At 39.8% G+C, this 14347-nt stretch carries 14 protein-coding genes; 6 read left to right on the top strand and 8 right to left on the bottom strand.

Going from position 1 to position 14347, the window contains the following annotated elements; translation table 11 throughout:
* Positions 1–34: 34 nt before the first annotated feature.
* From rluF to DZC72_RS17050, 3 genes are all read right to left on the bottom strand, one after another.
* Positions 35–778 (bottom strand): 23S rRNA pseudouridine(2604) synthase RluF, encoded by a 744-nt coding sequence (rluF, locus tag DZC72_RS17060; protein WP_125224138.1) that lies wholly within the window; start codon positions 776–778, stop codon positions 35–37.
* A complete protein-coding gene (locus DZC72_RS17055; protein ID WP_243641771.1) occupies positions 779–1849 on the bottom strand; it encodes a serine hydrolase in 1071 nt (356 codons plus the stop codon).
* A gap of 76 nt (positions 1850–1925) precedes the next feature.
* The gene (locus DZC72_RS17050) at positions 1926–2168 is read right to left on the bottom strand and encodes a hypothetical protein (RefSeq protein WP_125224136.1); all 243 of its coding nucleotides are present in this window, start codon (positions 2166–2168) and stop codon (positions 1926–1928) included.
* Positions 2169–2337: 169 nt separating this feature from the next.
* Here DZC72_RS17050 and DZC72_RS17045 point away from each other — a divergent pair, with 169 nt between their 5' ends.
* The 6 genes from DZC72_RS17045 (at position 2338) to DZC72_RS17020 (ending at position 9490) form a co-directional block, all read left to right on the top strand.
* The gene (locus DZC72_RS17045; RefSeq protein WP_125224135.1) at positions 2338–3234 is read left to right on the top strand and encodes a peptidyl-prolyl cis-trans isomerase; all 897 of its coding nucleotides are present in this window, start codon (positions 2338–2340) and stop codon (positions 3232–3234) included.
* Positions 3227–4651 carry a peptidylprolyl isomerase gene (locus DZC72_RS17040; protein WP_125224134.1) on the top strand — a complete coding sequence of 475 codons (1425 nt, stop codon included), beginning with the start codon at positions 3227–3229 and terminating at the stop codon, positions 4649–4651. The genes DZC72_RS17045 and DZC72_RS17040 overlap by 8 nt, the downstream gene beginning before the upstream one ends.
* A 2-nt stretch (positions 4652–4653) precedes the next feature.
* Complete coding sequence (locus tag DZC72_RS17035) at positions 4654–5607, top strand: AAA family ATPase (RefSeq protein WP_125224133.1); 954 nt, start codon at positions 4654–4656, stop codon at positions 5605–5607.
* 179 nt (positions 5608–5786) lie between these two features.
* Complete coding sequence (locus tag DZC72_RS17030) at positions 5787–8060, top strand: aconitate hydratase (RefSeq protein ID WP_125224132.1); 2274 nt, start codon at positions 5787–5789, stop codon at positions 8058–8060.
* A 78-nt stretch (positions 8061–8138) separates the two neighbouring features.
* Positions 8139–8693 (top strand): TlpA family protein disulfide reductase, encoded by a 555-nt coding sequence (locus DZC72_RS17025; RefSeq protein ID WP_125224131.1) that lies wholly within the window; start codon positions 8139–8141, stop codon positions 8691–8693.
* Between the two features lie 86 nt (positions 8694–8779).
* Complete coding sequence (locus tag DZC72_RS17020) at positions 8780–9490, top strand: DUF3291 domain-containing protein (protein WP_125224130.1); 711 nt, start codon at positions 8780–8782, stop codon at positions 9488–9490.
* On the opposite strand, the gene DZC72_RS17015 is transcribed toward DZC72_RS17020, so the two are convergent.
* Genes DZC72_RS17015 through DZC72_RS16995 form a run of 5 tightly spaced genes read right to left on the bottom strand, consistent with a single transcriptional unit; the run spans position 9481 to position 14347 of the window.
* Entirely contained in the window at positions 9481–10119 is a 639-nt protein-coding gene (locus DZC72_RS17015; RefSeq protein ID WP_125224129.1) for a carotenoid biosynthesis protein, read from the bottom strand. The genes DZC72_RS17020 and DZC72_RS17015 overlap by 10 nt on opposite strands.
* Positions 10112–11590: a 1-hydroxycarotenoid 3,4-desaturase CrtD gene (gene crtD, locus DZC72_RS17010; protein WP_125224128.1), complete on the bottom strand. Its 1479-nt coding sequence runs from the start codon at positions 11588–11590 to the stop codon at positions 10112–10114. The genes DZC72_RS17015 and crtD overlap by 8 nt, the downstream gene beginning before the upstream one ends.
* Before the next feature lie 3 nt (positions 11591–11593).
* Entirely contained in the window at positions 11594–12040 is a 447-nt protein-coding gene (locus tag DZC72_RS17005) for a sterol desaturase family protein (protein WP_125224127.1), read from the bottom strand.
* Positions 12041–12880 (bottom strand): phytoene/squalene synthase family protein, encoded by an 840-nt coding sequence (locus DZC72_RS17000; RefSeq protein ID WP_125224126.1) that lies wholly within the window; start codon positions 12878–12880, stop codon positions 12041–12043.
* Positions 12881–12889: 9 nt separating this feature from the next.
* Positions 12890–14347, bottom strand: a complete 1458-nt coding sequence (locus DZC72_RS16995; RefSeq protein ID WP_125224125.1) for a phytoene desaturase family protein — start codon at positions 14345–14347, stop codon at positions 12890–12892.

The raw sequence follows: 14347 nt of genomic DNA, 5'->3' as shown, positions 1-14347 counted from the left end.
CGAGGTCAATAATTTTGCCGAAGTCTTAACGTGGTTACGTTTGTTCCTTATGGGTTTTGGAAGAATTATGCACAAGTCTGTTGATTTCGTTTAGTTCATCTGGGGTAAGGTTTCTCCATTTGCCTACCGGTATATCCAGGGTAACGTTCATAATTCGAATGCGCTTCAATTTTTTTACGTTGTAGTCCAAATATTCGCACATGCGCCTAATTTGTCTGTTGAGTCCTTGGGTCAGAATAATTCTAAACTGATATTTGCTTACTTGGTGCACTTCGCATTTCCTGGTTACCGTATCCAAAATGGGTACGCCGTTTCTCATTTTTTTTAAAAACACAGGGGTTATTGGTTTATCAACGGTAACTAGATACTCCTTTTCGTGATTGTTCCTTGCCCTTAAAATCTTATTGACGATGTCGCCATCGTTCGTAAGGAAAATCAGTCCTTCACTGGGCTTGTCCAATCTACCAATGGGGAATATCCTTTTTGGGTAGTTTATAAAGTCGATAATATTGTTCTTTTCTACACCGGTATCAGTAGTACAAACAATTCCAATAGGTTTGTTAAATGCCAGATAAACAGGTTTTTCTTTGGGTTCGGAAATGGATTCGCCATCCACTTGGACCAAATCGCCTTCTGAAATTTTTGTGCCCATTTCAGGAATTTTTCCATTGATGGTCACACGTCCTTGTTCGATAAGCCTGTCTGCCTCCCTACGGGAACAATAACCTACTTCGCTCAAATATTTATTGATTCGGGTCTGTTTAGTTTCTTCGGGCATCTACCGGGTTCTTTCTAGTTCCAATCTGTGTATTTCCCTTCCCAATTCTGCTAAAAAGGGAATGCCTATTTCATCGTATTCATAGGCATCATCATTGAATATCCCGTCCTTATTTACCAAAATGGTTGCGGTCAGCATAAAATCGACCTTGTTTTTTGTATCGTTTATATAGGCACAGTCAGTAAGTGTACCATAGGCAAATCCTACCTTATTGTAGATTTCCATATAGGAGGGTATGGTGTCCTTTGTATCACCGTACATAAAGAACTTGCAGTAACCATCATAATATTCCATGGGGTCGTAGCCCGCACTTCTGGGAAGTGTTTTCATGGCTTCCAATAAAAATTGGCGTTGCTCTTGGGAGAGATTGAACTGTTGTTTTGGACTAAATTCATCGGGGAAAATCACCCGTTTTAAAACGGCATGTTGGGCCGTTATGGGATAGTAATTCTTTAATGAAAAATCAAAAGGTTCCTGTTTCAAGGCGCCATCTTCATAATACCCCTTTCCCTTACGAATTTCCTTTAAAGATAAGGGTTTGGGTGCGGTGTTTATACTTGGGATGGTTATACTGGTGGTACTATCATTCATGTAGATTATTAGTGGTTTTGTTTTCAGGTCTTCAGAATGGTATCCCAATCTATGGGAAATACGAACCGGCCCAATTCCTTTTTTTTGTAAGGATTCATTTATAGCGTCCTGCCCCAAAAGTTCCACCAATCGATTATTGGCCAAATTGTCACTTACAGTAAAGACTTGGACAATGTCCTTGGAAAATGTCGATTCCAAAGTGTCTCCTTCTACATAATAGCGTACCTCCCTGTTTAAGGTATCGGTTTCGTTCAATCGTTCCAGACCTAAAACGGCGATTGGGAACTTGACAGTGCTGGCCGGATAGAAATAAACGTTTTCATCCACTTGAAAATCATAGTCGGTAAAAAATATGCTATCATTTTTCCTGTCGATTTTGGTGTACCTAATCTGTAACTCGTACTGATCTAGGCTATCCATGACCCCTTTTATTTTTGGATTTTTGGAGCTTAGGGCAACTTCCAAAATATTCTCGTTCATTGGTTTATGCGAACATGAAAAGTACGTACCGATACTTACCCAACAAATGATCTTTGAAAATAATCCAAGTGTATATCTAGTTTTCAACATAAATTTCCCCTCTATGTGGTTTTAATTTATCCCGCATGGCGATCATATCGCGCTCATGGACAACCATGTAGGCAATGCTGTACATGTCGTTCATTTCTTTGTAGCCTGTGGTAATAACTTCTGCTTTTTCCAAGGCAATGAATTCCTTGAGATGTATCTCATGATGTTCCGCGGTCTTTAGGGCGGCAGGGCCCCTAAAATCCCATATAAGTTTTATCCGTCTTTCCAAAATTTAAGCCTGAAGGGTAAAATTAACGTTTGGCCGTTGTTTTTCAATGGATTTCAAAATTTTTATTTGGTATAACGAAGTTTGTAAAGGGTGTTATTGCGTTTCGTTATGAATTCTGTTAAGGAAAACCCATAGCATTTGCTTGGGATATTGTATTTACTATTTTTGCATGATGAGTAATTCTCAAATGATACGAAGGAGGGTCTTTTTTTTGTTGGTGGCCGTAGGTATTGTTGGAAACTTGATTTCCTGCGATGCTTATTTCAACAAAAAACTGGAAAAGGAGCCATTGGCCAGGGTGGGGGAATCCTATCTGTACAAGGAGGATTTGGAGCCTTTTCTTAAAGTGGGTATCTCCAAGGGGGATAGTGCTACGTTCGTTACCAATTACATCAACAATTGGGCCTCCAAACAACTCTTGCTTTCCAAGTCTAAAATCAACTTGCCGGAGGAGAAGCTTAGGGAATTTGATGCTTTGGTCGATACTTACAGAACGGACCTTTACACAAGGGCCTATCAAGAGGCTTTGGTCGCCCAGGGAACGGATTCCGTAGTTACGGAAAACCAATTACAGGAATTTTACGACCGCCAAAAAGAAAATTTCAAGTTAAAGGAGCGGATCGTAAGGATACGATTCGTACAGTTGCCTTTGAATTTTTTGAACCGGGACGAAGTGGTAAAAAGATTGAAGAGCTTTACAGAGGAAGATTTGGTCTATTTGGACTCCATTGGGGTACAGTTCAAGAAACTGAATTTTAACGATTCCATTTGGGTAAGCTCCGCTAGGATTTTTGAGGAAATTCCGCCCATAACCTTTGATAATCAGGATAGGTACTTAAAAAATTCACAATTTTTTGAATTACAGGATTCAATAGGGGTATATTTGGGAAAAATTGAAGAGGTGAAGGATGTCAATGATATCGCACCGCTCTCATATATAGCGCCTACCATTAAGCAAGTTTTATTAAGTCGCAGAAGAATCGACTACCTGCGAAAACTAGAAACTGAAATCATAGATGAAGCAATTAGAGAAAAAGAATTCGAAGTTTACAATGACAATGAATAAACTACAGTTTGTCTTTTTGGCAAGTATTTTTTGCGCCCATGTGGGGGCACAGGAACCCACTGCGAGAGAAACCTCTGAAGAGACGGCAGTTGTGGAAGCTCCGGCCAAAAAAGATTCCATAGACTTCAAAAAAATAAAGTTGGACGGTATAGCCGCTGTAGTAGGCGATTATGTGATTTTGGATTCGGATATTGAGAAAACGCTTATCGATTTGAAGAGTCAAGGCGCCTCCACTGAGGATATCACACATTGCAGTCTTTTGGGGAAATTAATGGAGGATAGATTATATGCCCATCAGGCGGTTCAGGATAGTATCTTGGTCTCGGATGATGAAGTAAATGCCACGGGAGACCGCCAATTGCAATCCTTGGTGCAACAGATCGGTTCTATGGAGAAGGTGCTTAAGTACTATAAGAAGGAAGACGAGCAAAGTTTTAGGGAGGAGCTCTATAAAATCAACAAGCTAAGAATGTTATCCGAAAAAATGCAGCAGGATATCATTTCGGAAATTGAAATTACCCCGGAGGAAGTACGTCAATTCTTCAATAAGATTCCGGAAAATGAAAGGCCCGTCTTTGGTGCGGAATTGGAGATTGCCCAAATCGTAAAGGCTCCTGAGCCATCTGAGGAAGAGAAACAAAAGGTTATAGATAAACTCAACGAAATCAAAGCGGATGTTGAGGATAACGATGCCAGTTTTAGCGTAAAGGCCATCCTATATTCCCAAGATCCCGGGTCTAAATCAAAAGGTGGTTTTTATAGCATTACAAAGGAAACTGGTTTTGATAAAACCTTTAAGGATGTTGCTTTTAGTCTGCGGGAAGGGGAGGTATCAGAACCTTTTGAAACCCCTTTTGGCTTTCATATCATCTATATTGAAAAAATCAGGGGTCAAGAACTGGATTTAAGACACATTTTGATTCAGCCCGAAATATCCGACAAGGCCTTGGAAGAAGCCAAACAAGAATTGGATAGCATCCGTAAGAAAGTTATTGAAGGCAAGTTTACTTTTGCCGAAGCGGCCCTTAATTTTTCAGATGAAAAGGAAACCAAGTTCGATGGCGGTCTACTTAGAAACCCCCAGGATTTCAGTTCACGCTTTGAGCTCACAAAAATGGACCCTACCCTATATAATCAAGTACGTGATTTGCAGGACGACCAAATATCCTATCCAATTTTGGAAGCGGATCCAAGGGGCGGACCTTCGAAATACAAAATTCTTAAGGTCACCAACCGTTATGATGAACATGTAGCGGATTTTGCCAAGGACTACACAAAAATTCAACAGATTGCCCTAACGGAAAAGCAATACAACGCAATTAAAGAGTGGATGGAAGATCACATAGAGGACACTTATATCAGTGTAAGCGATGCCAACAAGGATTGTGATTTTGCGAATAATTGGGTAAAGAATTAAGTATGTCAGATGTTGCTGCGGTTAAGTTATTGGTAGAAAAACACAATGCCTTAAAAAAGGAAATTGCCAAGGTAATCGTTGGTCAAGAAGGCGTTATCGACCAAATATTGCTTTCTATTTATACGGGTGGACATTCCCTTCTGATAGGGGTCCCTGGATTGGCCAAGACCTTGATGGTCAATACCATTGCCCAGGCATTGGGTTTGGATTTCAAACGTATCCAGTTTACACCTGATTTGATGCCGAGCGATATTCTGGGAAGTGAAGTATTAGATCAGAACAGGAATTTCAAATTCATCAAGGGACCGGTATTTTCCAACATTATTCTGGCCGATGAAATCAACAGAACTCCTCCAAAGACCCAAGCGGCCCTATTGGAGGCCATGCAGGAGAGGGCCGTGACCATTGCCGGCCACCAGTACAAATTGGATTTGCCCTATTTTGTACTTGCCACCCAAAACCCCATTGAACAAGAGGGAACCTATCCCTTGCCCGAAGCGCAATTGGACCGCTTTATGTTTGCAATAGAATTGAAATATCCAAGTGTAGAGGAAGAGGTAATGATAGTTAAAAATACCACTACCACAATCAGGAACCAAGTGGATCCTCAGTTCAATGCTGAACAAATACTGGAGATACAGGAGTTGGTGAGAAGAATTCCCGTTCCGGACAATGTTGTGGAATACGCGGTAAAATTGGTGAACAATACAAGGCCCAATCTAGAAACAGCGTCGGATTTTGTGAAACAATATGTGGATTGGGGTGCTGGTCCTAGGGCATCACAAAATCTCATTTTGGCAGCTAAGGCGAACGCCGCTGTCCATGGGAAATTTTCACCCGACATTGAGGATGTCCAAAAAGTGGCCAACGGAATTCTAAAGCATAGAATTATCAAAAACTACAAGGCCGAAGCAGAAGGCATTTCTGAAGAAGGTATCATTAGGGAACTATTGTAAATAGCCAATCTTAGGTATTTATATATCAAAAGTTTTTTGTCCAAGGTTTCTTTTTGCGTGATGCGCCGTTTCAAATTTCAGGGAACCATAAAAAAGGTCTTATTACTTCGTTTAAAATTTTAATTGCGCTATAGATTTTCTTAATTTTACGGAATTGCTTTAACATTAAATAGATAAATATGGCATTTGATATTGATATGATTAAAGGGGTGTACGCCAATATGGCGGAGCGGGTGGATAAGGCCCGTGAAATTGTGGGAAAACCACTGACCCTTTCGGAGAAGATTTTATACGCTCACTTGTGGGATGGTACTCCTACTAAGGCTTTTGTCAGAGGTAAGGATTATGTTGATTTTGCTCCAGATCGTATCGCATGTCAGGATGCAACGGCCCAAATGGCATTGTTACAATTTATGCAGGCCGGTAAACCAAAAGTTGCGGTGCCTACAACAGTGCATTGCGACCACTTGATCCAGGCAAAAAGTGGTGCGGCGGCAGATTTGAAATCTGCCAACTCTACCAGTGCGGAAGTGTTTGACTTTTTGGAGTCCGTTTCAAATAAATATGGAATCGGGTTTTGGAAACCTGGGGCTGGTATTATCCACCAAGTGGTTTTGGAAAATTATGCATTTCCAGGGGGTATGATGATAGGAACCGATTCACACACTGTAAATGCCGGCGGATTGGGCATGGTGGCCATAGGCGTTGGTGGGGCAGATGCTGTGGACGTAATGGCGGGAATGGCTTGGGAACTTAAGTTTCCAAAGTTGATAGGTGTTCGGTTGACCGGTAAAATCTCGGGTTGGACCGCTCCGAAAGATGTTATTCTAAAAGTTGCCGAAATTCTTACGGTGAAGGGAGGTACAGGAGCAATCGTTGAATATTTCGGTCCTGGTGCCATAGCGCTTTCATGTACAGGAAAAGGTACGATTTGTAATATGGGTGCGGAAATTGGGGCTACCACTTCGACCTTTGGTTATGATGAATCCATGGAAAGATATTTAAGGGCTACCGATAGATCAGATGTGGCCGATGCCGCAAATGAGGTAAAGGAATACCTAACGGCAGATGAAGAGGTGTATGCCAATCCGGAACAATATTTTGACCAAGTTATCGATATCGACCTTTCAACACTTAATCCGTTGTTGAACGGTCCATTTACACCAGATTTGTCAACGCCCGTTGGAAAGGAAATGACAGAGAAGGCCACAAAGAACGACTGGCCCATGCAAGTGGAATGGGGACTCATAGGTTCCTGTACCAACTCTTCCTATGAGGATTTGTCCAGGGCTTCTTCCATTGCACAGCAAGCTTTGGATAAAAAACTAAAGACAAAAGCGGAGTTTGGTATAAATCCGGGATCAGAGCAAGTTCGCTATACCGCGGAAAGGGATGGAATCCTCGGAATATTTGAAAAATTGGATGCCAAGATTTTTACAAACGCCTGTGGGCCCTGTATCGGTCAATGGGCGCGTTACAGTGATCCAAAAAATGCACCAAAAAATAGCATTGTCCATTCATTCAACAGGAACTTTGCAAAACGTGCCGATGGAAACCCCAACACCCATGCATTTGTGGCTTCCCCTGAAATTACGGCTGCCATAGCAATCGCCGGAAGGTTGGATTTTAACCCCATGACGGATACCTTGATCAATGAGGATGGAGTGGAAGTAAGGTTTGAGGAACCAACAGGATGGGAGTTGCCGCCTAAAGGTTTTGAGGTTGAGGATGCTGGTTATTTAGCCCCTAGGGAGGATGGATCCAGTGTTAAGGTCGTTGTAGATCCAAATTCGGAAAGGCTGCAATTGTTGGAGCCTTTTGAGCCAATTAAAAATGAAGAATTACAAGATGTCAAACTGTTGATAAAGGCTTATGGCAAATGTACAACGGACCATATTTCCATGGCTGGACCATGGTTGCGATTTAGGGGGCATTTGGACAATATTGCCAATAATACCTTGATAGGTGCCGTTAACGCCTTCAATCAAAAAACAAATCTTGTCAAGAATCAATTGACAGGTGAATATGAAGGTGTGCCGGATACACAAAGGGCTTACAAGGCTAAGGGAATAAAATCCATTGTAGTTGGAGACCATAACTATGGTGAGGGTTCTTCAAGGGAGCATGCGGCCATGCAACCAAGACATTTGGGCGTTGCTGCGGTTTTGGTAAAATCCTTTGCACGTATCCATGAAACAAACTTGAAAAAACAGGGGATGTTGGCATTGACTTTTGCCAATGAGAAGGACTATGATTTAATCAAAGAGGATGATACCTTTAATTTTGTGGATATTGCCGAATTTGCTCCGGATACGCCTTTAACGATTGAGGTTGTACATGCAGATGGATCTAAAGACACCATAAAGGCAAACCATACCTATAACGATGCTCAAATAGGATGGTTTAGGGAAGGTTCCGCTTTGAACGTCATCAAGAGGCAAAACGCTTCTTAACATAATTTTAAAATAAATTACGAAAACTCCCATTCCTATTTGGGAGTTTTTTAGTTTTGGTTATACCATAATCTTAAAATGAAGAAACAAACCTTTTTCACCCTTTTGGTCATAGCTTTTGTGTTGTCTTTCTTTGTCACTCCCCTTGGTGACTACAGCAAGATTCTTTTAAATAGATGGTTCGCTATGGCGCCCACCATTATTACCCCAGAAAAAAGGGGGAAAATAGCCAGCTATGACTGGACCTTAAAGGATGAAAATTGGAAATTCATTAATTTTGAGGAAGCTAAGGGAAAAGTCATATTTATTTCATTTTGGACCTCATGGCATATGCCATCCCAAGCACAGCTAAAGGATATCCAGAATTTATACGACAAATACGGGGAAAAAGTAAAATTCTATATCATCACCAATGAGGAAAGGGCCCCTGTAGAGTTGTTTATGGAGAAGCATGGCTATACATTCCCCGTTACATATAGGATTGTGGGAGAAGATAGTCCAATTACTATTTTGAAGCCACCTGGATCCTATATAATCGATAAAAATGGATTCATAGCGGTACATCAAACTGCCATTGCCGATTGGGATAATTCTTCTATTGATACTTTGTTGCAAAAGCTAATTGACGAATAGGGTATAATAGATATATAGTGACAGATTGGAATAGTTTCAATTTGTATTTAGGGCATATCTAAATCCCATTATTCTTTAAATATCCAATGTCTCAAGTTACTACGCTTACTTTTTTTAGATATTTAAATCTTAAAGGTAAAATATGGGCTTTTGGCACTATGCAATTTGCCAATTCACCGCTTTCTAAGGTTTCCGGTCTACAGATGTATAAACTTATGGGCAGTGGAAAGGAGGGCTTTAATCCCCTACCGGACTGGTCTGTTTACGCATTGCTTCAAATTTGGGAAAATGAAGCATTTGCCGATGCTTTTTTTGATTCATCCCCTCTTATCAAACGCTATCTAAAAAAAAGTGACGAACGATGGACCGTCTACATGAAAAACAGTATGGCAAAGGGCGAATGGTCAGGTAAAAATCCGTTTTTAAAAAGCGATTCCCTAGAAGCGGCAAATCCATTTATAGCCGTTATAACGAGGGCGACCATAAAACCTGGAATGTTGTTCAGATTTTGGAAATATGTTCCAACATCCCAAAAGCCCTTAGGGAAAAATACTGGTTTATTGTTTACAAAGGGAATTGGTGAAGTACCGGTTCTACAAATGGCTACGTTCAGTATTTGGCGCGATAAAGAATCCTTGATGAATTTTGCCTATTCCAGCAAGGAGCATCAAAAAGCCATTCAAAAAACCCGACAGTTGAATTGGTACAAAGAGGAGCTTTTTTCAAGGTTTCAACCCTATAGGTCCATTGGTACCTGGATGGGTGAAAACCTATTGCCCCACTTGACCTATGAATAAAGTAAAAATGCAAAGAATACAAGTTGGGCCAAATATAAATGTGTTGAAAATGGTTTATTTCCTTTAATTTTTAGAACTCTAACTACGGATTGAAATACAAGTGCCAGGATAAACCATGTAGTATAATTTTCCAAGGGAGCGGTTCCTCCCTCAAATCGCCAAAAATCGAACACTGGGGCATTATGTTCCATAAAATAATCCAACAATACCATCAAGGCGGCTGCCAATAAAATTTTTGGAATATCTTTCAATTGGGTATAGTCTAAGATACTTGCCGTAATAAAAGTCAATAGAGCCCAGTAGATACCTATTAAAAAAGGTACTCCGTCAAGTTTTGGCCCCAGATTGTTTCCATATACATAATCCCCGAACAAAATACCGTAATGTACCCCGAGCCATTCAGCAAACATGCCTCCAAAAAAGAAGAGTGCAAAGGCTATTATCTTACCGATACTGTTTATGGGATATATGAAGAGGAAAAGCAAGAGGCTAATCATTAAATTGAAGGGAGTTTTTTCAATGAACCATTCCAACGCTCCCGAAGCTATTCCGATCAAGGCCGAAATATGAAAGAGCCATACTATGCCAATGGCGATGATAACTTTGTTTTTTGAAATGGTTTCAAGCATTTTGGGTAGGTATTGGAACTAAATCGGAAACTATTTTTGCCGATAATAGGCAAAGTGGAATTCCGCCTCCCGGATGTACTGAACCCCCACAGAAATACAAATTTTTGATTGATTTTGAAAAGTTTGCATGCCTTATAAAGGCGGCGAACTTACTATTGCTTGATGCACCGTACAATGCGCCTCTATACGAGCTTGTATTGTTTTCTATACCCACGGGGTCTAAAATTTGCTCCGTAGTTATGAATTCTTCAATATTGGTTTTTAAGATCTTATTTATTTTAGAGATGATATTCTTCCTAGCCTCCTTTTTCAATAATTCCCAATCCTGTCCGTAATTTCCGGGTGCATTTATCATTACGAACCAATTTTCATGTCCCTTAGGAGCATCATTTGTTTCCTCTTTTGAAGTAATGTTGATGTATACTGTTGGGTCTTTGTAAAGGTTTTTTTTCTCAAAAAGAGCGTTGAACTCCTTTGGGTAGGATTCGGTAAACAAAATATTGTGCAGATCCAATTCGGGAAATTCTTTTGAAATGCCCCAATAAAATATAAGTGCTGAACTTGAACGTTCTTGTTCCAGGGTTTTCTTTGGATGGGGTTCGTCCTTCATCAGCTTTTTATAGGTAGGAAAAATATCCATATTGGAAACTACGACATCCGCCTCATGGAAGTCATTGTTGCATACTGCTCCAAGTGCTATTTTATTCTTAATGGTTATACTATCCACAGGATGTTCAAACTTAAAAGTGACACCCTGCTGTTTTGCAAACTCATATAATGAAATACTAATTTGATGCATCCCTCCCTTGGGAAAAAAAGTGCCGTAATACATTTCCAGATGGGGAATCATAGACATAATACCTGGGGTCCTGTATGGTGATGAGCCGTTATAAGTGGCATATCTATTAAAAAGCTGCACCAATTTTGGATTTTTAAAGTACTTCTGGTTTACTGAATCAAGAGAGTCGTTTATGTTTAGCTTCCCAATTTGAAGGATAGATTTAATCGTTTGTTTGGTTAGATATGTGGATAGTTTGTGCAGCGAATTTTCTAGAAAAAGCTCAGCGGTCAAATCATATTTTTTTTGATTCCTTCTCAAATAGGACCTTATTTTCTGTTGTGGTTCATTAAAGTAAAGCGCCGCCTCTTTTATGAATTTTTCTGAATCCGATGTGATTGAAAATTTCTGACCATCCTGCCAAAAATAATTACAAACAATCTCCTTTTTCTTGAATTGAAAATACTTTTGTGAATCTACCTGATAGAGTTCAAAAAGTTCAGTTACCAAGTGAGGCATCGTGAACAAGGAAGGTCCTAGATCAAATCTATACCCATCTTTTTCAATTGCATGGAGTTTACCTCCAGGATAACTATTGGATTCTAAAACCGTTACATCGTAGCCTTTACTGCGTAGCCGTAGGGATGTCGCAATACCACCAATGCCGGCACCAATGACCAAAGCATGAGGCATTCCCTATTTTTTAAAATATTTGAAAGGAACGACCAACATACCAAAGCATTCCCCATCCTTTTTGCCCAAATGCTTATGATGTATTTTGTGGGCACGTCTAACGCCCCGGGCATACCAGTTATTGGCATTTCTAAAAATTTTAAATCTTTGGTGAATGAAGATATCGTGCACAAAGAAGTATGCGATGCCGTAGGCCAAGATTCCAAAACCGAGGGGATATCCATACCAAAATCCATTGGCTCCGGTATAAAATAAGGACATACTTACTATTGCATAGAAAATGAAGAAGGCATCGTTTCTTTCAAACCATGAATCATGGTCCTTATGGTGATGGTCTTTATGCAAAGACCATAGAAAACCATGCATGATATATTTATGGGTGAACCATGCCATAAATTCCATGAACGAAAATGTGCCCAAAAAAATAAGTATCCAAAAAAAAGTTTTCATTTAAACCAGGTTCATTTTATATTTAACGTAGGACCTTGCCAAAAGGCCAAATTTTTCGTAATCAGGAACTCTAATTCGAGTGCTTTTAATCTCCGTGGATGGCGTGTCCTGCAATTTTTTTAATAATCTGTAATAGTACCTGTAGGCCGTATATACTCCAAATTTAGCTTCAATAGGCAATTTAACGATTCCATTGTATCCTTCTTCAAAATCCTTCCGTATCTCATCAACGATTTCTTTTTTCGCAACTTCGTCCAATGCTGCCAAATTAGCATTTGGAAAATAGGAACGATTCAGTTCTTCAAAATCGGCTTTTACATCTCTAAGGAAGTTTACCTTTTGAAACGCCGAACCTAGTGCCATAGCGGAATCCTTGAGATTCTCATAAGATTGATCGCACCCTTTTACAAAGACCTTCAAGCACATTAAGCCTACTACATCGGCAGAGCCGTAAATATACTCCTTGTATTCCGCATCGCTTTTATAAACATTTTTGGTAAGGTCTGCACGCATGCTTTTCATAAACGAATCTACCAAGTGCATTGGAATATTGTATTTATGAAATGTATATTGAAAGGAATTAAGAATGGGGTTCAGGCTTATTTTGTTTTCAAGTGCAGCAGCAAGTTCCTCCTCAAATTTATCAAAAAGAGTTTTTTTGTCGTAATCATGGAAAGTATCCACGATTTCATCCGCGAACCTAACAAAACCGTAAATATTATAAATATCCCCACGTATGGAGTTATGAAGCATTTTGGTTGCCAAGGCGAACGATGTACTGTATTTTTCGGTAACTATTTTACTACACTGGTAGGATACCTTGTCAAAAGTAATTTTCATGGTTTTAAGTTAGTTATTTTTAGTTAGAAGTTCAGAAACTAATTTACCAGAAATTAGCGATGGGGGTACACCAGGGCCAGGAACCGTAAGCTGACCTGTAAAATAAAGGTTCTTGACTTTAGTACTTTTTAATTTTGGTCTTAAAAATGCGGTCTGGGAAAGCGTGTTCGCCATACCGTAGGCATTACCCTTGTAGGAATTGTACCTTTCTACAAAATCGTTCACACAAAATGTTTCCCTAAATAGAATTTTTTCCGAGACTTTTTGATCGGTTTTTTTTTCGAACCTATTCAATATCAAATCAAAATATTGATCCCTTAGTTCTTTGGTATCCTCCAGACCTGGGGCAATGGGTACCAGAAAAAATCCTGTTTCACAACCCTTGGGTGCCATGCTTTGATCTGTTTTGGAAGGGAAATTGGCATAGAAAAGGGGATTTGTGGGCCATTTAGGATTGTCATAAATCTCTTCTGCGTGCTGTTCAAAATCCGTATCAAAGAATAAGTTGTGGTGCTCAACATTTTTCAGTTTTCCGTTAAATGCGATGTAGAACAACAGGGATGAGGGAGCAAATGTCTTTTTTTTCCAATAAGCTTCAGAGTACTGTCTGTATTCTTGGTCCAATAAGGACTCGGAATGGTGGTAATCCGCTCCGCTTACAACAATATCGGCGAGAATCGTTTCACCATTACAGATAATCCCTTTACATTTTTTATTGGAAACCAATATTTTTTCTACGTTAGAACCGGTATGTATCTTGACGCCAAGTTCTTCTGCCAAATTTCCCATGGCCCTGATTATTTGGTACATACCACCTTGGGGGTGCCATGTACCCAAACCAAAATCAGCGAAATTCATAAAACTATAAAAAGAGGGAGTATCACTTGGTTTTGCACCCAGGAAAAGCACAGGAAACTCCAATGTTGCTATAAGTTTTGGGTTTTTGAATCTTTTTCTAACTTCGGAACTAATAGTTTTAAAAAATTGGTCCACCTTTAGAACGGTTTCCTTTGTGACCAATTCAAAAGGCGATATTCCGGGTCTTAGGACAATTTTGTTGATAGCGATTTCATAATTCTCTTGTGCAAGGGCAATGAATTTTCTTAGTTGTTGGGAACTTCCGGATTCAAGGCGTTCAAATTCCTCACAAATTTTATCCATACAGTCGCCAATGGTAATAACATCATCAGCAAAAAAAATTTTATAGGCTGGACTTAACTTATCTAGTTCATAATAATCTTTCGTAGATTTTCCAAAATCGTTGAAAAACTTTTCGAAAATATCCGGCATCCAATACCAGCTGGGGCCCATATCGAAGGTAAATCCATCTTTAATGTATTGTGCGGCCCTGCCACCAATGGTTTCGTTTTTCTCGTATATGGCTACTTCGTGGCCGGACTTGGCAAGATAACAGGCCGCGGAGAGCGAGGAGAAACCGGATCCTATGATAGCTATGTTCCTTTTCAT

It is taken from the genome of Maribacter algicola (assembly GCF_003933245.1).
Classification (GTDB): Bacteria; Bacteroidota; Bacteroidia; order Flavobacteriales; family Flavobacteriaceae; genus Maribacter; species Maribacter algicola.
This window is presented reverse-complemented; position numbering and strand designations above follow the sequence as displayed.